A 16,189-nucleotide genomic window follows, 5' to 3' on the forward strand; every position below is an offset into this window, starting at 1 on the left:
ATATTTGATACAGGAGGAAAATTGCAAATGTCAAAACAAAAATTTGATCGTTCTAAACCACACGTAAACGTTGGTACATTAGGACACGTTGACCACGGTAAAACTACTTTAACAGCTGCTATTACAACAGTATTAGCTAAGAAAACAGGTGGACAAGCTTCAGCTTACGACCAAATCGATAAGGCTCCAGAAGAAAAAGAACGTGGAATCACAATCTCAACATCACACGTTGAATACGAAACAGACGCACGTCACTACGCTCACGTTGACTGCCCAGGTCACGCTGACTACGTTAAAAACATGATTACAGGTGCTGCACAAATGGACGGTGCTATCTTAGTTGTTTCAGCTACAGATGGTCCTATGCCTCAAACTCGTGAGCACATCTTGCTTGCTAAACAATTAGGAGTTCCTTACTTCGTAGTGTTCTTGAACAAATGCGACATGGTTGATGACGAAGAGTTAATCGATCTTGTTGAAATGGAAGTTCGTGAAGCATTATCAGAACAAGGTTACGACGGAGATAACTGCCCAGTTATCCGTGGTTCAGCTCTTAAAGCATTAGAAGGCCAACCAGAATGGGAAGAAAAAATTATCGAACTTATGGATGCAGTTGATGCAAACGTTCCAGAACCAGTTCGTGATACAGACAAACCATTCTTAATGTCAGTAGAAGACGTATTCACAATCTCAGGTCGTGGTACAGTTGCTACAGGACGTGTTGAACGTGGAGAAATCAAAATCAACGAAGAAGTTGAAATCGTTGGTATCCATGACACATCAAAAACTGTTGTTACAGGTATCGAAATGTTCCACAAGATGTTAGACTCAGCTATGGCTGGAGATAACGTTGGAGCACTTCTTCGTGGAGTTAGCCGCGACGATATCGAACGTGGACAAGTTATTGCTAAACCAGGAACAGTACACCCACACAAAGTCTTCAAAGCACAAGTTTATATCTTGAGCAAAGAAGAAGGTGGACGTCATACTCCTTTCGTTAACAACTACCGTCCTCAATTCTACTTCCGTACAACAGACGTTACAGGAACTATTCAATTACCAGAAGGTGTTGACATGGTTATGCCTGGTGACAACGTTGAAATGACAGTAGAACTTATCGCTCCTATCGCTGTTGAGCAAGGTACAACTTTCTCAATCCGTGAAGGTGGACGTACAGTTGGTGCTGGTAACGTTACAGAAATCGTTAAATAATTTAACAAACTTAAAGAGAGGCTTGCCTCTCTTTTTTTATGTTCTTTTTGTTCAATTTCTTGTAATATGTAGATAAATTTGAACGAATCACTTATAATTAATAAGTTAGAAGAAAGCATGGAGTACTTATGAAAAAAACATTCATTATATTAATGATCTTGTCTCTAGTCTTGTTAGGCTTTGTAAGTAATAAAGATCAACAAACTATTATTGTATATTCAAGTGCAGAACAATTCCGAAACGAAGAATTACAAAAACAACTCAACGAAGAATTCCCTGAGTTAAGTGTTCGGGTAATGTATACACCAACCGCTAAGGCAGCAGCCAAAATCTTTGTTGAAAAAGAAAATACGGACGCTGACATAATATTAGCTCTTGAGACGAGTTATATGAATAAAATCAAGGACGCACTTGCGCCTATAGACGGGTTGTCTCGTATCGACTATGTCGATGAGTTTAAACCTGAAGTTGTCGATAATCAATACGTCATTTGGGAACGACAAGCTGGATCATTCATTATTAATGAAGATGTTTTAAAGAAGCATAATTTACCAATACCAACTTCATATGAAGAACTTCTGGATCCAATGTATAAAGATTTAATTGCAATGCCTGATCCTAATTCTAGTGGTACAGGTTACTTCTTTTATAAAAACCTCGTCAATACGATGGGAGAGGAAGAAGCACTTGCTTATTTTGATAAACTTTCATTAAATGTTAAACAATTTTCCGAATCTGGATCAGGCCCTATTAAACTCCTTAAACAAGGAGAAGTAGGAATTGGTTTGGCTTTAACATTCCAAGCTATGAACGAAATAAATAAAGGAATGCCTTTATCCATTCTCTTCCCTGAAGAAGGTTCACCATATTCAATGACAGGTACTGGTATTGTAAAAGGCAGAGAGACTAACGCAGATGTCATGCGAGTCTTCGATTATATTATTAATGATTTCATTAAATATGATAAAGAACATTTCTCGCCTGAACAAATTATGAATAATCAAGTGAACAGTATTAAAGATTATCCAACAGGATTTAAGTATGCAGATATGCAAGGAATCGATTCAATTAAAGAAAAGGAACGTTTATTAAAATTATGGAAATACTAAAAGATAAAGAAATTCTAAAAGTATCAGAATTAAATAAAACATTTGGGGACAAATTAATTTTAAATGATTTAAACTTTACTGTTAAAGAAGGAGAATTTTTAAGTGTTTTAGGTCCGAGTGGTTGTGGTAAAACAACGCTACTAAGAATCTTAATTGGTCTTGAGACTCAAGATTGTGGAACAATTCTTCGAGATGGTGTAGATATCTCAAAGCTTCAACCCCATGAACGTGAAATGGGAATTGTATTTCAAAACTATGCGCTATTCCCTAATATGACTGTTTTAGAAAATGTTTCTTATGCTCTAAAAAATCGTCCTGATATGAAATCTCAAGCTGACGAGATTGCCAAAAAAACACTGGACATGATTGGGATGACAGATCAGTTAAATAAAAAACCACACCAATTGTCTGGTGGGCAACAACAACGTGTTGCTATTGCAAGAACACTGGCAACCAATCCACGTATTATCCTACTGGATGAGCCAATTTCTGCACTTGATGTTGAGAACCGTGAAATCATGAAAAAAGAATTAAAATCAATTCAATCAAAATTTAATGCAACGATGATTTTTATTACTCACGAACAAGAAGAAGCATTCTATCTCTCTGATAGAATTATGATACTTCGTGAGGGTGTTATAGAACAACTCGATACACCTGTGAATATTTATCAACATCCAGCAAATGACTATGTTCGTCGTTTCGTAAATGATCATCTTGATCAAAAGTATGATTCTCTTGTGAAGACTACAGGTAAAGCCCTATGAAAAATAACAAGCTAAGAACATCGACAATACTTGTTCTAGCGATATTGTGTGTTACAGTTGTATTCCCAATTATTACTTTATTAATGAGTATTAATTTAGCAGATTTTAAAGAAGTATTTGGGTCACAACAATTTATGACACTTCTGAAGAACTCTGTCGTAACAACATTAATCGCAACCGTACTGTCAGTGACACTTGCTATGACATTAGCATGGTGTTTAAATCGTTCAAACATGAAAGCTAAGAACATATTTTCTGTTTGGTTTACACTGCCGATGTTAATTCCTTCCATTTCACATGCTATGGGACTTCTACTCTTGTTAGGGGATAATGGTATCCTTACCAACGTGCTAGGTATAAACATTGGATTGTATGGATATACTGGAATTATCATGGGATCAATTCTTTACTCTTTCCCAGTAGCTTTCCTACTTCTTACGGATAGTTATCGTTATGAGGATTATACAACTTATGAATCCGCTCAGGTTTTAGGACTTACCAAATTCCAACAATTTGTTTCAATTACATTGCCAAACCTTAAAAGACCTCTAATATCTGCATTCTTTGCTGTATTCACTATGATCTTTACAGACTATGGTGTGCCATTGATATTGGGTGGTAAACATATGACTTTATCGGTTTATATGTATCGTGAGGTTATCGGCCTTCTAAACTTCTCTAAAGGTGCACTGATTGGTACCGTGCTCTTGATACCTGCAGTTATTGCATTTATTGTAGATTTAAAACAAAGTTCAAGTAGCAACCAATCTACCGTTGTGAAACCTTATAATATCCAAGAGAATAAACTACGTGATGTTATTTCAACGATATATAGTTTCGTGATGGCGTTTCTAGTTTCGTTACCTATAATGGCATTCATCTACTTGTCATTTGTAAAGAAATTCCCAATTGATATGAGTTTCTCACTTGATAACATTCGTCATTCGTTTGAACTAGGGGTAGGATCTTATCTCTTGAACTCAATCACTATTGCATTACTCAGCGCGATCTTTGGTGTCGTGATTACTTACTTTACGGCTTATTTAACGAGTCGCAACTCGGGTGGTAAATCGAAGATGGTTCTTCATCTTATTGCTATCATTACGCTCGCAATTCCTGGTGTTGTATTGGGTCTTGCATATGTTCTATTCTTTAATGGAACATTCTTCTATCGAACACTCTTAATACTTGTGTTAGTTAATATCACGCACTTCTTTGCTTCGCCTTATCTTCTTGCTTACAACTCATTAAAGAAATTTAATAGTAACTTAGAGGATGTATCAAGTAGTTTAGGAATCAGTTCTTTGAAGATGCTAACCGATGTTTATATTCCATGTACACAAGATACTATTATTGAAATGTTTACATATATGTTTGTAAACGCAATGGTTACAATTTCAGCTGTATCATTCCTTGCAAACTTGAGAACAATGCCTATCGCATTATTAATTCCTCAATTTGACTCTCAATCTCTTATTGAGGGTGCAGCATTCATTTCAGTTCTCATTTTAGTGATAAATCTTATTGCAAAATTAATCATAAATGTGTATCGTAAGTATGCAGTCAATACAGTCGTAGAATAAGGAGATAACATGTTAACAAAAATAGAATTTGAAATATTATCTGGAGCGGTCCAAAATCGTCAATTAGACGAAGTTAAAAATGCATTAGCAAATGCTTACCAATGGTCACAAGTGGATCTTGATGAGACTCTAGCAAACTTGGTTGAGAAAGACCTATTGGTTGACGGGGAATATGCGTTAACTCAAAAAGGATTGGATGCATTAGAACCTTATAGAGTAAAAAAGGCAATTATACTTGCAGCAGGTTTTGGTTCACGCCTTGTCCCTGTTACACTTAACACACCTAAACCTCTTATCAAAGTTAATGGTGTTAAAATGATTGAATCAATGTTGGATTCACTACTAGAAGTTGGAATCACAGATATTACTCTTGTACGTGGATACATGAAAGAATACTTTGATGTATTATTGTATAAATATCCAATGCTTAAATTTATTGATAATGATGCATATAATGAAGCTAATAATATTTCTTCATCAGTCCTTGTTAAGGATATGTTAGATCATGCTTATGTAGCAGAAGCGGACTTGATGGTTTACAATCATCAAATTATTCGAAAATATGAATATAACAGCAACTACCTTGGAATTAAAATGGAAGAATCAGATGACTGGTGTATTGAAGTCAATAATGAAACCAAAGAAGTTCTTGATGTTCATGTTGGATTCAAAGGGAATAATAATTACCAAATGGTTGGAATCTCATACTGGTCATCAGAAGAAGCAGCAAACTTTGCAGATGATGTCATGGAAGTTTACAATAAAGAGGGCGGAAAACAAAAATACTGGGATGAAGTAGCACTTCGATTCCATAAAGATAAGTATTCATTCTTTGTAAGACCTTGTGTAGATTCAGACATCATCGAGATTGATACTTTCGCAGAATTACAAGAAATTGATGATGCATACAAAATATAGATATTGGAGAAATCCGATATCTTTTTTTATGTTTAAAGTCATTGATCAAAATGGTGAAAACAGGATTAAAATCATCAAAAAGCACCAAAATAAAAAAAAGAAAAAAACTGTGTTAAAACCCTTGAAATCTCTCTGTTATAGTGTATAATACTAAAGCGACTGCATAGAAGTGCGAGGTTGCCGGCACACTGGAGTACGTTGTCATGGCCAGTGAGAAGTCGGGGAATTTGCATGGAGCAGGCCTGTTTAACAGGCGGAAGAAGGAGGATTTCCATGGCGAAAAATTTTATTCGTATACGTTTAAAAGCTTACGAATCACGTACTATCGACATTGCTGCACAAAAGATTGTTCAAGCAGCTAATGATCATGGTGCTCAAAAAGTTGTTGGTCCCGTACCGTTACCAACAGAAAGAGAAATTGTTACAGTATTAAGATCGGTGCACGTTAATAAGGATTCTCGTGAACAATTTGAATCAAGAACTCACAAGAGATTGATTGAAATTGTAGGACCTACAGCAGAGACAATCGACGCATTAAGTCGTTTAGATCTACCAAGTGGTGTCGACATCGAGATTAAACTTTAGTAGAAGGGAGAAATCATGAAAGGATTACTAGGACGTAAATTAGGAATGACACAAGTTTTCACAACTGACGGTTCATTGATTCCTGTAAGTGTTGTTGAAGTATTACCAAACGTTGTTTTACAAAAGAAAACAATCGAATCAGACAACTACGAAGCAGTTCAATTGGGCGCATTTGATGTGAAAGAACAACGTGCAAACAAATCTGAGATTGCTCACGCTGCTAAGGCAAATACAGCACCTAAGAAATTTGTGCGCGAAATCGCTGGCTCAGAAATGATGAATTTCGAAGTCGGAGATGAAATCAAAGCTGATTTATTCAGCGCAGGCGACTTTGTAGATGTTACCGGAATCTCACGAGGTAAAGGATACCAAGGAGCTATTGTTAGAGGAAACCAAAAACTTGGACCTAAAGCTCACGGATCAGGATTCCACCGTGGAATCGGATCATTAGCAACTGGTGGATTGAACCCAGCAGTTATTAAAAAAGGTGGAGTTATGCCTGGACAAGACGGCGGATTCACTACAACAAACCAAAAATTAGAAATTATCAAAGTAGATACAGAAAACAACTATCTATTAATCAAGGGAAATATCCCTGGACCACGTCGTGGATTTGTAACTGTTAAATCAACAGTTAAACGAGTAAAATCAACATCTCCAGTGGAATTAGTAGATTATACTAAGGAGGATTCTGAAAATGCCTAAGATTGATGTCTTAAACCTTGAAGGCAAGAGTCTTCGTACACTTGACTTAAGCGATGCGGTATTTGGTATTGAACCAAATAACCAAGCAATCTTTGATGCAGTTGTAATGCAACGTGCTTCAATGCGTCAAGGTACACACTCAACAAAAAACCGTACAGAAGTTCGCGGTGGTGGACGTAAACCATGGCGTCAAAAAGGAACAGGTCGTGCTCGTCAAGGGTCAATCCGTTCTCCTCAATGGCGTGGTGGTGGAATCGTATTCGGTCCTAAACCAAGAAGTTACAAATACAACCTTAACCGTAAGGTTCGTCGTTTAGCATTACGTTCAGCATTATCACAAAAAGTTATCGATACAAATGTTACAGTTGTTGAAAATCTTGAATTTGCAACAATCAAAACAAAAGATTTCTTAAACGTAATGAGCGCATTAGAATTAAACAACAAGACACTATTTGTAGTAACAAATGAAGAAGATGCAACAAACGCATACTTATCAATGCGTAACTTACCAAACACAATGTTATTAAACGTTGAAGGTTTGAATGTTTACGATATTGTTAATGCAGATCGTCTTGTATTTACTGAAAAGGCAGCTGCTCAAGCTGGGGAGGTGTTCGCATAATGAAACGTAACCCTAGAGATATTATCGTTCGCCCAATCATCACTGAAAAAACTGTTGCAATGCAACAAGATGATAACAAAGTAACTTTCGAAGTTGCTAAGGGTACAAACAAAATTGAAATTCGTCAAGCAATTGAAGAAATCTTCAATGTTAAAGTTTCAAAAATCAACGTAGTTACAGTATTACCTAAGAAAAAACGTGTTGGACGTTACGAAGGTAAAACTAAAGGATACCGTAAAGCAATCGTTAAACTTGCTGAAGGTTCAACAATCGATCTTCTTTAATTAGAAAGTCGGTAAAAATTTATCGGAAGAATTACGCTATTTCCGGACAATTTGCGTAGGGAGGAAATTTATTAATGGCAATTAAAAAATATAAGCCAACTACTCCTGGACGTCGTGGGATGACTACTCTTGCTAACGAAACGTTATCAAAAAATGTTAAACCTGAGCGTTCATTAGTAGCTCCACTTGATAAGACTGGTGGACGTAATAATACAGGTCGTATTACTACACGTCACATCGGTGGTGGACACAAACGTCAATACCGTATTATTGACTTCAAACGAAATAAAGATGATATTGCAGGTAAAGTTGCAACTATCGAATATGATCCAAACCGTTCAGCAAACATTGCATTATTGCACTATGCTGATGGAGAAAAACGTTACATCTTAGCTCCTAAAGGACTTAAAGTTGGAGACGTAGTATTTAGCGGTTCTGAAGCAGATATCAAAGTTGGTAATGCTAAAGAATTAAGCCAAATGCCAGAAGGTACAATTATTCATAACATCGAATTAAAACCAGGACGTGGGGCACAATTAGTTCGCTCAGCTGGAACATCAGCACAAGTTCTTGGTATTGAAGAACGTTATGTAACAGTTCAACTTGCTTCTGGTGAAGTTCGTAAGATTCTTGGAACTTGCCGTGCAACAATCGGTGAAGTTGGAAACTCAGAACATTCACTTGTAACAGTTGGTAAAGCAGGTCGTATGCGCCACATGGGCGTTCGTCCAACAGTTCGTGGTTCTGCAATGAACCCTGTTGATCACCCTCACGGTGGTGGTGAAGGACGTACACCAATTGGACGTAAATCACCAATGACACCATGGGGCAAAAAAGCTATGGGTGTTAAAACTCGTAATAAGAAAAAAGCTTCGACAGACTTAATCGTACGTCGTCGTAATGAAAAATAAACGAAAGGAAGGAAAGAGATATGAGTCGTAGTTTAAAAAAAGGACCATTTTGTGACCTTCATTTATTGAACAAAGTTGAAAAACTTAATGCAGAAAATAAAAAAGAAGTAATCAAAACATGGTCACGCCGTTCAACTATTTTCCCTCAATTCGTTGAGCATACGTTTGCGGTACATAATGGTAAAGAACATGTTCCTGTATTTGTTTCAGAAGACATGGTTGGACATAAGTTAGGTGAATTTGTTCCAACACGTCGTTATACAGGTCACGCAGCTGATAAGAAGGCGGGTCGTAAATAATGGAAGTTAAAGCAATAGCTAAAACAGTACGTGTTACTCCACGTAAAGCACGTCTAGTACTTGATGAAATTCGTGGACTTGATGTAGATCATGCAGCAGCAATCTTGCAATACACACCTAATGCTGCTTCAGAAGTAATTGCAAAGGTTTTAAAATCAGCAGTTGCTAACGCTACAAATAACCATCAATTAGAAGAAGAAAAATTGTACATCTCAGCATGCTATGCGGATGAAGGGATGACAATGAAACGTTTCAGACCACGTGCTAAGGGGTCTGCAGCGCCAATCATGAAGCGTACGAGCCACATTACTGTTGTGGTTTCGGAACGCGTATAATAGGAGGATAAACATGGGACAAAAAGTACATCCGATCGGTATGCGCGTTGGTGTTATTCGTGATTGGGAATCACGTTGGTATGCAGAAAATGATTTTGCAGAACTATTACACGAAGACGTATTAATTCGTGAATATATCTTTAAAAATCTTAAAGATGCATACGTATCACGCGTAGAAATCGAAAGATCAAAAAATCGTGTTGACGTAATCATCCGTACAGCTCGCCCAGGAGTTGTTATTGGAGTTAATGGTGCCAACATTGAAAAAACAAAAAAAGACATTGCTAAAATGTCAAAAGGTAACACAGTAAATATTAAAGTTGTTGAAGTAGCTAACCCGGATTTGGACGCTCACTTAGTAGCTCGTAATATTGCTGAGCAACTTGAACAACGTGCTTCATTTAGAACTGCACAAAAACGTACAATTCAACGTACAATGCGTTCAGGTGCTAAAGGAATCAAAACTGCTGTTTCAGGACGTCTAGGCGGAGCTGATATGGCACGTTCAGAAGGATATGCAGAAGGAATCGTTCCTCTTCATACACTTCGTTCAGATATCGACTATGCTCACTATGAAGCAAATACACAATTCGGTATCTTAGGTGTTAAAGTTTGGATCTGTCGTGGAGAAGTATTACCAGGACAATTAGTTCAAGAACCAGAAGCACCAAAAGGTGGAAAATTTGACCGCCCACGTCGTCGTCGTAACGACCGCCGTCAACGCCCACAACAAAATGCTAAACCAGCTGCAAATGCAGGGGAAGCAAAAAACGAGCAAGGAGGTAACTAGACATGTTAATGCCTAAACGTACGAAATATAGAAAACCACATCGTCTTTCATATGAAGGTCGTTCAAAAGCTGGACGTACTGTTGCCTTTGGCGAATATGGATTAGTTGCTGAATCAGGTAACTATGTAAGTAACCGTCAAATTGAAGCAGCTCGTATTGCGATGACACGTTATATGAAACGTGGTGGTAAAGTTTGGATTAAGATTTTCCCACACTTAGCAGTAACTAAAAAACCATTAGAAGTCCGAATGGGATCCGGTAAAGGTTCTCCTGAAGGATGGGTAGCAGTTGTAAAACCAGGACGTGTTATGTTCGAAATTGCTGGCGTTCCAGAAGAAGTCGCAAAAGAAGCATTCCGTCTTGCATCACACAAACTCGCTGTTAAAACAAGATTTGTCCGCAAAGGAGAGGAGGAACAAGTATGACAAAAATTACAGAAATCCGTGAATTAGAAAACACAGCGCTCTTAGCTGAGATTGATTCATTAAAAGAAGAATTATTCGACTTACGTTTACAACAAGCAATTGGTCAACTTGAAAATCCTGCTCGATTAAGAGAAATCCGTAAAACGATTGCTCGTATCAAAACAGTAATCACTGAGCGTGAGCTTAGTGACAATAAGTAGGAGGTCACAAAGCTATGGAAAGAAATAAACGCAAAGTATACCGTGGTACTGTTGTATCCGATGCAATGGACAAAACGGTAGTAGTAGAAGTTAAAACATCAAAACGTCATCCATTGTATGGAAAACGTGTTAATTATTCGAAAAAATTCAAGGCTCATGACGAAGCAAACGAATTTGCAACTGGAGATATCGTAGAAATTATGGAAACTCGTCCATTATCAGCTACAAAACATTTCCGTGTAACTCGCTTGATCGAAAAAGCCGTAGTATTGTAGGAGGTTGTCAGAATGATTTCAAATGAATCAAGATGTAAAGTCGCAGACAACACCGGAGCTAAGGAAATCTTAGTTATCCGTTCATTAGGTGGTAGCGTTCGCCGTTCATCAAACATTGGAGACATTGTTGTTGGAACAGTTAAAGTTGCTATTCCTGGTGGAACAGTTAAAAAAGGTGATGTCGTTAAAGCGGTAGTAGTTCGTACAAAATACGGTGTGCGTCGTGAGAATGGATCATACATCAAATTTGATGACAACGCAGTTGTTATCCTAAAAGATGATATGACACCTCGTGGAACTCGTATTTTTGGACCGGTAGCACGTGAACTTCGTGAGAAAAACTTCATGAAGATTGTATCGTTGGCTCCGGAAGTGTTATAGGGAGGCTTTTATGAAAATCAAACGTAATGATAAAGTTCAAATAATTACTGGATCTTACAAAGGCACCATTGGTGAGGTCATTGAAGTCCTACCTAAACAAAACAAAGTTAAGGTTGAAGGTGTTAGCTTAGTTAAGAAACACATGAAACCTAACCAAATGAATCCAGATGGTGGAATTATTGAACAAGAAGCATGGATTCATGTTTCTAACGTAGCACTATACGATCCAAAAGCTAAGGCTCCAAGTCGTGTAGGTTACAAAGATGAAAAAGGTAAAAAAGTTCGTGTCTACAAAAAATCAGGCACTATCGTTAAATAAGGAGGTATAGATAAATGAACTTAAAAGAACAATATACAACTCAAGTTATTGAAACTCTAGTTAAAGAATTTAACTATACTTCAGTAATGCAAGTTCCAAAACTTGAAAAAATCGTAGTTAACATGGGTGTTGGTGATGCAATCAGCAATGCTAAAGTGTTAGAAGATGCTGTTAATGATTTAACAATCATCACAGGTCAAAAACCAGTAGTTACAAAAGCTAAAAAATCAATTGCTAACTTCAAATTACGTGAAGAAATGCCAATTGGTACAAAAGTTACACTACGTGGTGAAAAAATGTACGATTTCTTAGAAAAATTAATTAAAGTTGCACTTCCTCGTGTACGTGACTTCCGTGGTATTCCTGGTGGAGCATTCGATGGACGTGGAAACTATACACTTGGTATCAAGGAACAATTAATTTTCCCAGAAATTGATTACGATAAAGTAAACAAAGTTCGCGGTATGGACATTACAATTGTGACTACAGCGAAATCAGATCAAGAAGGTTATGCTTTACTTAGAGAGTTAGGCATGCCATTCAAGAAGGAGGGTAACTAATGGCTAAAAAATCAAAGATTGCTCGTCAAAAACAACGTGAAGAAGTCGTAGCACGCTACGCTGATAAACGCGCTCAGTTAAAAGCTGAAGGCGACTATATTGGATTACAAAAATTGCCACGTGATGCTTCACCTGTTCGTCTACACAACCGTGATAAGGTTGATGGACGCCCTCGCGGTTATTTACGTAAATATGGAATGTCTCGTATTCGCTTCCGTGAATTAGCTCATAAAGGGCAAATTCCTGGCGTACGCAAGGCAAGCTGGTAGTTAAAGGAGGAGCTTTTCAAAATGTATGTAACAGATCCAATTGCGGATTTCCTTACTCGTGTTCGTAATGCTATTCAAGCAAAACACGATATTGTAGAGATCCCAGCAAGTAAAGAAAAAGAAGAAATAGCTAGAATTTTGAAACAAGAAGGTTTCATCCGTGACTACCTTGTTTCCGGTGAAGGAACTAAAAAGAGCATTACTGTTGTTCTTAAATATGGTCCTAACGGAGAACGCGTAATTAGCGGTTTAAAACGTATTTCAAAACCTGGTAAACGTGTATACGCAAAAGTGGACGAAATTCCTCGCGTATTAAACGGATTAGGAATTGCAATTATTACAACATCTGACGGAATGCTAACAGATAAACAAGCACGTGCAAAACACGTTGGTGGTGAAGTGTTAGCTTACGTTTGGTAAGAGAGGAGACACTATGTCACGTATCGGAAATAAAACGATTACCATTCCGGCTGGCGTTGAAGTCGATGTAAAAGCTGGCAATGAGGTGACAGTCAAGGGTCCTAAAGGAACTTTAACTCGTCAGTTCAATGAAGTTTATACAATCGAAGTCGCTGAAGGCGAAATCAATGTTAAACGTCCGAATGATACAAAAGCAGTAAAACAATTACATGGAACAACTCGCTCATTAGTTGCTAATATGATCGAAGGTGTTCACGAAGGATTTAAGAAAGAACTTGAGTTAGTTGGTATCGGGTATCGTGCATCTAAGTCAGGAAACACATTAGTCTTGAATGTTGGATACTCACATCCAATCGAGTTTGAAGTTGAAGAAGGTCTTGAAGTTGAAGTACCAAGTGCAACATCAATTATCGTTTCAGGAATTGACAAACAAATGGTAGGAGAGCTCGCTGCAAATATTCGTGCTACTCGTAAACCAGAACCATATCTTGGAAAAGGTATTAAATACAAAAATGAAGTTATCCGTCGTAAAGAGGGTAAAACTGCAGCTAAGAAATAGTGGGAAAGGAGAAATTGAACGATGGCAAAGAAATTATCTAGAAATCAAGAACGAGTTCGTCGTCATGCTCGAGTTCGTCGTAAAGTCAGTGGAACGCAAGAACGCCCACGTCTTAGCGTGTACAGATCAAATAGCCACATCAATGTACAAATCATTGATGATGTTGCTAAAGAAACATTGGTTTCAACAGGATCAGTACAATTGAAACTCGAAAATGGTGGAAACATTGAAGCAGCAACTAAAGTTGGTGCAGAAGTAGCTAAATTAGCTAAAGACAAAGGAATTACTAAGGTTGTATTCGACCGTGGAGGTTATATCTACCACGGACGTGTTCAAGCCCTAGCAGAAGCAGCTCGTGAAGCTGGACTAGAGTTTTAAAGGAGGCGCATGATGAATCGTAAACCAAAAAGAGAACAACGTGAACAAGAATTTGAAGAACGTGTTGTTGTCATCAATCGTGTAACTAAGGTAGTTAAAGGTGGACGTCGTTTCCGCTTCGCAGCTCTAGTTGTCGTTGGTGATAAAAAAGGACGCGTTGGATTTGGAACAGGTAAAGCAAATGAAGTTCCAGATGCAATCCGTAAAGCAGTTGAAAGTGCTAAAAAGAACCTAATTACTGTAGACTTAGTAAATGGTACATTACCACATGCTAACACAGGAAACTTCGGTGCTGGAGAAGTATTCGTACGTCCTGCATCAGAAGGTACTGGAGTTATCGCTGGTGGTGCAATCCGTGACATTATGGAATTAGCTGGTGTTACAGATGTTCTTACAAAATGCATTGGTTCCCGTACACCAATCAACATGGTTCGTGCAACATTTGATGCACTTGAAACAATGAAAACTGTTGATGAAGTTGCGAAATTAAGAGAAATTAAAGTCGAAGACGTACGATAGGAGGCCTTTATGAAATTACATGAATTAAAATATAATGAAGGTGCACGTCAAGATCGTAAACGTCTTGGACGTGGTCATGGTTCAGGTACAGGTAAAACTTCAGGTAAAGGTCACAAAGGGCAAAATGCTCGTAGTGGCGGTGGAGTAGCACTTGGATTTGAAGGGGGCCAAACACCTTTATTCAAACGTATTCCAAAACGTGGATTTAAAAACGTTAACCGTGTTGAGTATGCAGTAGTTAATCTATCATCATTGAACGTGTTCGAAGATGGCGCAGAAGTTACAATTGCAGAACTTAAAGCAAAAGGAATCGTAAAAAACACACTTGACGGAGTTAAAGTACTTGGTCAAGGAGAATTAGAGAAAAAATTAACTGTTAAAGTTAACGCATTCTCAAAATCAGCAATTGAAAGCATTGAAAAAATGGGTGGAAAAGCAGAGGTGATCTAATGAGATTATTCACTGATTTATTCAAAAATAAGGAAATCAGAGTAAGAATCATTTTCACACTTGCAATGCTACTTGTCTATCGTTTAGGAACAGTAATCCCTGTTCCTAATGTTGATAGTGTAAAGCTTGCAGGAATGGCCGCTAGTTTAGAGTCTAATTCTTTAGTTGGAATGATGAATATTCTAGGTGGAGGTATGCTCCAATCACTATCAATCTTTGCATTGGGTGTTGGTCCATATATCACCGCATCAATTATCATACAATTATTATCCATGGACGTTATTCCTTACTTGACTGAATTATCAAAATCTGGTCAAAAAGGAAAAATGCAATTGGACAAGATTACACGTTATTTAGGTGTGGTACTTGCTTATGTCCAAGCAATTGGAATGGTAAGCATTTTCCAAAATCAATATTCAATACTTTTAAGTAGTACACCTGCCGATTACTTCTTCATGGGTACCATCATGGCTGCGGGAACAATGTTCCTATTGTGGCTTGGTGACCAAATTACTCAAAAAGGGGTCGGTAATGGGTTGTCATTAATTATCTTTGCAGGTATCGTTTCTAGTCTACCTAAGACATTTATCGATACATGGTCAACAATGACTGTTGCTAAAGATGTTGCTGGATATTTATGGTTTGCCCTATTTGTTGTATCCTACATTGCAATTATTGTATTAGTTATCTTCATGAACAACGCTGTTCGTAAGATTTCAATTCAATACACATCAAATGTAGCTGGTGCAGGTCGTGGTAAATCAATGAATCATCTACCATTAATGATCAACTCAGCATCCGTTATTCCTGTGATTTTCGCAGGAGCAATTATGAATGCACCTATCATTGCATTAAGCTGGTTTAACCAAGGTTCTGTTTATCAATTCTTGAATAAATGGTTATCCTTACAAAATGGTGGTCCAGTTGCATTGACAGTATATGCATTACTCATTATTGCATTTACCTTCTTCTACACTAATTTACAGGTTGATCCTGAAAAACTAGCTGAAGATTTTGGTAAAAATGGTTCATACATTCCTGGCGTTCGTCCTGGAAAAGATACCAAAAATTACATCAGTACAATTCTTAACCGTATTACTGTATTAGGAGCATTGTTCTTAACATTCATTGCGCTTCTACCACATATTATGCCAATCATTACCTTTGGTAATATTCCATCATCTACAGCATTAGGTGGAACTGGTATCATTATCGTTGTCGGGGTTGCTCTTGAAACTGTGAAAGAGCTCGAAGGACGTTTAACACAACGTTCTTATACAGCATACAAAGGGTTATTCAACCGATAGGAGGAAC

General features: G+C 37.6%; 26 protein-coding genes. All 26 read left to right on the forward strand.

Going from position 1 to position 16,189, the window contains the following annotated elements; all coding sequences use genetic code 11:
* The first annotated feature begins 27 nt into the window (after positions 1 to 27).
* The 26 genes from tuf to secY all read left to right on the forward strand — a co-directional run bounded on the left by tuf (position 28) and on the right by secY (position 16,182).
* Positions 28 to 1,212 carry an elongation factor Tu gene (gene tuf, locus H9L01_RS05910; protein ID WP_187533056.1) on the forward strand — a complete coding sequence of 395 codons (1,185 nt, stop codon included), beginning with the start codon at positions 28 to 30 and terminating at the stop codon, positions 1,210 to 1,212.
* A 128-nt stretch (positions 1,213 to 1,340) separates the two neighbouring features.
* Entirely contained in the window at positions 1,341 to 2,321 is a 981-nt protein-coding gene (locus H9L01_RS05915; protein ID WP_187533057.1) for an extracellular solute-binding protein, read from the forward strand.
* Complete coding sequence (locus tag H9L01_RS05920; RefSeq protein ID WP_187533058.1) at positions 2,309 to 3,088, forward strand: ABC transporter ATP-binding protein; 780 nt, start codon at positions 2,309 to 2,311, stop codon at positions 3,086 to 3,088. The genes H9L01_RS05915 and H9L01_RS05920 overlap by 13 nt, the downstream gene beginning before the upstream one ends.
* A complete protein-coding gene (locus H9L01_RS05925; RefSeq protein ID WP_187533059.1) occupies positions 3,085 to 4,671 on the forward strand; it encodes an ABC transporter permease subunit in 1,587 nt (528 codons plus the stop codon). Before H9L01_RS05920 ends, H9L01_RS05925 begins: the two co-directional genes overlap by 4 nt.
* A 9-nt stretch (positions 4,672 to 4,680) precedes the next feature.
* Positions 4,681 to 5,589: a sugar phosphate nucleotidyltransferase gene (locus H9L01_RS05930; RefSeq protein WP_187533060.1), complete on the forward strand. Its 909-nt coding sequence runs from the start codon at positions 4,681 to 4,683 to the stop codon at positions 5,587 to 5,589.
* Between the two features lie 273 nt (positions 5,590 to 5,862).
* The gene (gene rpsJ, locus H9L01_RS05935; RefSeq protein WP_187533061.1) at positions 5,863 to 6,174 is read left to right on the forward strand and encodes a 30S ribosomal protein S10; all 312 of its coding nucleotides are present in this window, start codon (positions 5,863 to 5,865) and stop codon (positions 6,172 to 6,174) included.
* A 15-nt stretch (positions 6,175 to 6,189) separates the two neighbouring features.
* Entirely contained in the window at positions 6,190 to 6,879 is a 690-nt protein-coding gene (rplC, locus tag H9L01_RS05940) for a 50S ribosomal protein L3 (RefSeq protein ID WP_223151001.1), read from the forward strand.
* The gene (rplD, locus tag H9L01_RS05945) at positions 6,872 to 7,501 is read left to right on the forward strand and encodes a 50S ribosomal protein L4 (protein ID WP_187533062.1); all 630 of its coding nucleotides are present in this window, start codon (positions 6,872 to 6,874) and stop codon (positions 7,499 to 7,501) included. Before rplC ends, rplD begins: the two co-directional genes overlap by 8 nt.
* Positions 7,501 to 7,785 carry a 50S ribosomal protein L23 gene (gene rplW / locus H9L01_RS05950; RefSeq protein WP_187533063.1) on the forward strand — a complete coding sequence of 95 codons (285 nt, stop codon included), beginning with the start codon at positions 7,501 to 7,503 and terminating at the stop codon, positions 7,783 to 7,785. Before rplD ends, rplW begins: the two co-directional genes overlap by 1 nt.
* Before the next feature lie 74 nt (positions 7,786 to 7,859).
* Positions 7,860 to 8,696, forward strand: a complete 837-nt coding sequence (gene rplB / locus H9L01_RS05955; protein ID WP_187533064.1) for a 50S ribosomal protein L2 — start codon at positions 7,860 to 7,862, stop codon at positions 8,694 to 8,696.
* A gap of 20 nt (positions 8,697 to 8,716) precedes the next feature.
* On the forward strand, positions 8,717 to 8,995 hold the full coding sequence (rpsS, locus tag H9L01_RS05960) for a 30S ribosomal protein S19 (RefSeq protein WP_187533065.1): 279 nt from the start codon (positions 8,717 to 8,719) through the stop codon (positions 8,993 to 8,995).
* Entirely contained in the window at positions 8,995 to 9,330 is a 336-nt protein-coding gene (gene rplV / locus H9L01_RS05965; RefSeq protein WP_187533066.1) for a 50S ribosomal protein L22, read from the forward strand. Before rpsS ends, rplV begins: the two co-directional genes overlap by 1 nt.
* A 13-nt stretch (positions 9,331 to 9,343) precedes the next feature.
* Positions 9,344 to 10,120, forward strand: a complete 777-nt coding sequence (gene rpsC / locus H9L01_RS05970) for a 30S ribosomal protein S3 (RefSeq protein WP_187533067.1) — start codon at positions 9,344 to 9,346, stop codon at positions 10,118 to 10,120.
* 2 nt (positions 10,121 to 10,122) lie between these two features.
* Positions 10,123 to 10,545 (forward strand): 50S ribosomal protein L16, encoded by a 423-nt coding sequence (gene rplP / locus H9L01_RS05975; protein ID WP_187533068.1) that lies wholly within the window; start codon positions 10,123 to 10,125, stop codon positions 10,543 to 10,545.
* Positions 10,542 to 10,745 (forward strand): 50S ribosomal protein L29, encoded by a 204-nt coding sequence (gene rpmC / locus H9L01_RS05980; protein ID WP_187533069.1) that lies wholly within the window; start codon positions 10,542 to 10,544, stop codon positions 10,743 to 10,745. Before rplP ends, rpmC begins: the two co-directional genes overlap by 4 nt.
* 14 nt (positions 10,746 to 10,759) lie before the next feature.
* Complete coding sequence (gene rpsQ, locus H9L01_RS05985; RefSeq protein WP_187533070.1) at positions 10,760 to 11,020, forward strand: 30S ribosomal protein S17; 261 nt, start codon at positions 10,760 to 10,762, stop codon at positions 11,018 to 11,020.
* Between the two features lie 12 nt (positions 11,021 to 11,032).
* Complete coding sequence (rplN, locus tag H9L01_RS05990; RefSeq protein WP_187533071.1) at positions 11,033 to 11,401, forward strand: 50S ribosomal protein L14; 369 nt, start codon at positions 11,033 to 11,035, stop codon at positions 11,399 to 11,401.
* 10 nt (positions 11,402 to 11,411) lie between these two features.
* The gene (rplX, locus tag H9L01_RS05995; RefSeq protein ID WP_187533072.1) at positions 11,412 to 11,720 is read left to right on the forward strand and encodes a 50S ribosomal protein L24; all 309 of its coding nucleotides are present in this window, start codon (positions 11,412 to 11,414) and stop codon (positions 11,718 to 11,720) included.
* 14 nt (positions 11,721 to 11,734) lie between these two features.
* Entirely contained in the window at positions 11,735 to 12,280 is a 546-nt protein-coding gene (rplE, locus tag H9L01_RS06000; RefSeq protein ID WP_187533073.1) for a 50S ribosomal protein L5, read from the forward strand.
* The gene (rpsN, locus tag H9L01_RS06005) at positions 12,280 to 12,549 is read left to right on the forward strand and encodes a 30S ribosomal protein S14 (RefSeq protein ID WP_187533074.1); all 270 of its coding nucleotides are present in this window, start codon (positions 12,280 to 12,282) and stop codon (positions 12,547 to 12,549) included. Before rplE ends, rpsN begins: the two co-directional genes overlap by 1 nt.
* Positions 12,550 to 12,570: 21 nt before the next feature.
* Positions 12,571 to 12,969 carry a 30S ribosomal protein S8 gene (gene rpsH, locus H9L01_RS06010; protein ID WP_187533075.1) on the forward strand — a complete coding sequence of 133 codons (399 nt, stop codon included), beginning with the start codon at positions 12,571 to 12,573 and terminating at the stop codon, positions 12,967 to 12,969.
* A gap of 13 nt (positions 12,970 to 12,982) precedes the next feature.
* On the forward strand, positions 12,983 to 13,528 hold the full coding sequence (rplF, locus tag H9L01_RS06015) for a 50S ribosomal protein L6 (RefSeq protein ID WP_187533076.1): 546 nt from the start codon (positions 12,983 to 12,985) through the stop codon (positions 13,526 to 13,528).
* A gap of 21 nt (positions 13,529 to 13,549) precedes the next feature.
* On the forward strand, positions 13,550 to 13,906 hold the full coding sequence (rplR, locus tag H9L01_RS06020; RefSeq protein ID WP_187533077.1) for a 50S ribosomal protein L18: 357 nt from the start codon (positions 13,550 to 13,552) through the stop codon (positions 13,904 to 13,906).
* A 12-nt stretch (positions 13,907 to 13,918) separates the two neighbouring features.
* The gene (gene rpsE / locus H9L01_RS06025; protein ID WP_281381167.1) at positions 13,919 to 14,425 is read left to right on the forward strand and encodes a 30S ribosomal protein S5; all 507 of its coding nucleotides are present in this window, start codon (positions 13,919 to 13,921) and stop codon (positions 14,423 to 14,425) included.
* 9 nt (positions 14,426 to 14,434) lie between these two features.
* Positions 14,435 to 14,875 carry a 50S ribosomal protein L15 gene (gene rplO, locus H9L01_RS06030; RefSeq protein WP_187533079.1) on the forward strand — a complete coding sequence of 147 codons (441 nt, stop codon included), beginning with the start codon at positions 14,435 to 14,437 and terminating at the stop codon, positions 14,873 to 14,875.
* A complete protein-coding gene (gene secY / locus H9L01_RS06035) occupies positions 14,875 to 16,182 on the forward strand; it encodes a preprotein translocase subunit SecY (RefSeq protein WP_187533080.1) in 1,308 nt (435 codons plus the stop codon). The genes rplO and secY overlap by 1 nt, the downstream gene beginning before the upstream one ends.
* Positions 16,183 to 16,189 lie beyond the last annotated feature (7 nt).

The sequence above is a fragment of the Erysipelothrix inopinata genome, assembly GCF_014396165.1.
GTDB classification, from domain to species: Bacteria; Bacillota_I; Bacilli_A; order Erysipelotrichales; family Erysipelotrichaceae; genus Erysipelothrix; species Erysipelothrix inopinata.

Coding starts and splice junctions, on each gene's coding strand:
- H9L01_RS05915 (WP_187533057.1), top strand. CDS start 1,341: ATGAAAAAAACATTCATTATATTAATGATCTTGTCTCTAGTCTTGTTA.
- rplC (WP_223151001.1), top strand. CDS start 6,190: ATGAAAGGATTACTAGGACGTAAATTAGGAATGACACAAGTTTTCACA.
- rplW (WP_187533063.1), top strand. CDS start 7,501: ATGAAACGTAACCCTAGAGATATTATCGTTCGCCCAATCATCACTGAA.
- rplE (WP_187533073.1), top strand. CDS start 11,735: ATGAACTTAAAAGAACAATATACAACTCAAGTTATTGAAACTCTAGTT.
- tuf (WP_187533056.1), top strand. CDS start 28: ATGTCAAAACAAAAATTTGATCGTTCTAAACCACACGTAAACGTTGGT.
- rpsS (WP_187533065.1), top strand. CDS start 8,717: ATGAGTCGTAGTTTAAAAAAAGGACCATTTTGTGACCTTCATTTATTG.
- rpsJ (WP_187533061.1), top strand. CDS start 5,863: ATGGCGAAAAATTTTATTCGTATACGTTTAAAAGCTTACGAATCACGT.
- rplP (WP_187533068.1), top strand. CDS start 10,123: ATGTTAATGCCTAAACGTACGAAATATAGAAAACCACATCGTCTTTCA.
- H9L01_RS05930 (WP_187533060.1), top strand. CDS start 4,681: ATGTTAACAAAAATAGAATTTGAAATATTATCTGGAGCGGTCCAAAAT.
- rplB (WP_187533064.1), top strand. CDS start 7,860: ATGGCAATTAAAAAATATAAGCCAACTACTCCTGGACGTCGTGGGATG.
- rplX (WP_187533072.1), top strand. CDS start 11,412: ATGAAAATCAAACGTAATGATAAAGTTCAAATAATTACTGGATCTTAC.
- rplN (WP_187533071.1), top strand. CDS start 11,033: ATGATTTCAAATGAATCAAGATGTAAAGTCGCAGACAACACCGGAGCT.
- H9L01_RS05920 (WP_187533058.1), top strand. CDS start 2,309: ATGGAAATACTAAAAGATAAAGAAATTCTAAAAGTATCAGAATTAAAT.
- H9L01_RS05925 (WP_187533059.1), top strand. CDS start 3,085: ATGAAAAATAACAAGCTAAGAACATCGACAATACTTGTTCTAGCGATA.
- rplF (WP_187533076.1), top strand. CDS start 12,983: ATGTCACGTATCGGAAATAAAACGATTACCATTCCGGCTGGCGTTGAA.
- rplV (WP_187533066.1), top strand. CDS start 8,995: ATGGAAGTTAAAGCAATAGCTAAAACAGTACGTGTTACTCCACGTAAA.
- rpsQ (WP_187533070.1), top strand. CDS start 10,760: ATGGAAAGAAATAAACGCAAAGTATACCGTGGTACTGTTGTATCCGAT.
- rpmC (WP_187533069.1), top strand. CDS start 10,542: ATGACAAAAATTACAGAAATCCGTGAATTAGAAAACACAGCGCTCTTA.
- rplR (WP_187533077.1), top strand. CDS start 13,550: ATGGCAAAGAAATTATCTAGAAATCAAGAACGAGTTCGTCGTCATGCT.
- rpsN (WP_187533074.1), top strand. CDS start 12,280: ATGGCTAAAAAATCAAAGATTGCTCGTCAAAAACAACGTGAAGAAGTC.
- rplD (WP_187533062.1), top strand. CDS start 6,872: ATGCCTAAGATTGATGTCTTAAACCTTGAAGGCAAGAGTCTTCGTACA.
- rplO (WP_187533079.1), top strand. CDS start 14,435: ATGAAATTACATGAATTAAAATATAATGAAGGTGCACGTCAAGATCGT.
- rpsE (WP_281381167.1), top strand. CDS start 13,919: ATGAATCGTAAACCAAAAAGAGAACAACGTGAACAAGAATTTGAAGAA.
- secY (WP_187533080.1), top strand. CDS start 14,875: ATGAGATTATTCACTGATTTATTCAAAAATAAGGAAATCAGAGTAAGA.
- rpsC (WP_187533067.1), top strand. CDS start 9,344: ATGGGACAAAAAGTACATCCGATCGGTATGCGCGTTGGTGTTATTCGT.
- rpsH (WP_187533075.1), top strand. CDS start 12,571: ATGTATGTAACAGATCCAATTGCGGATTTCCTTACTCGTGTTCGTAAT.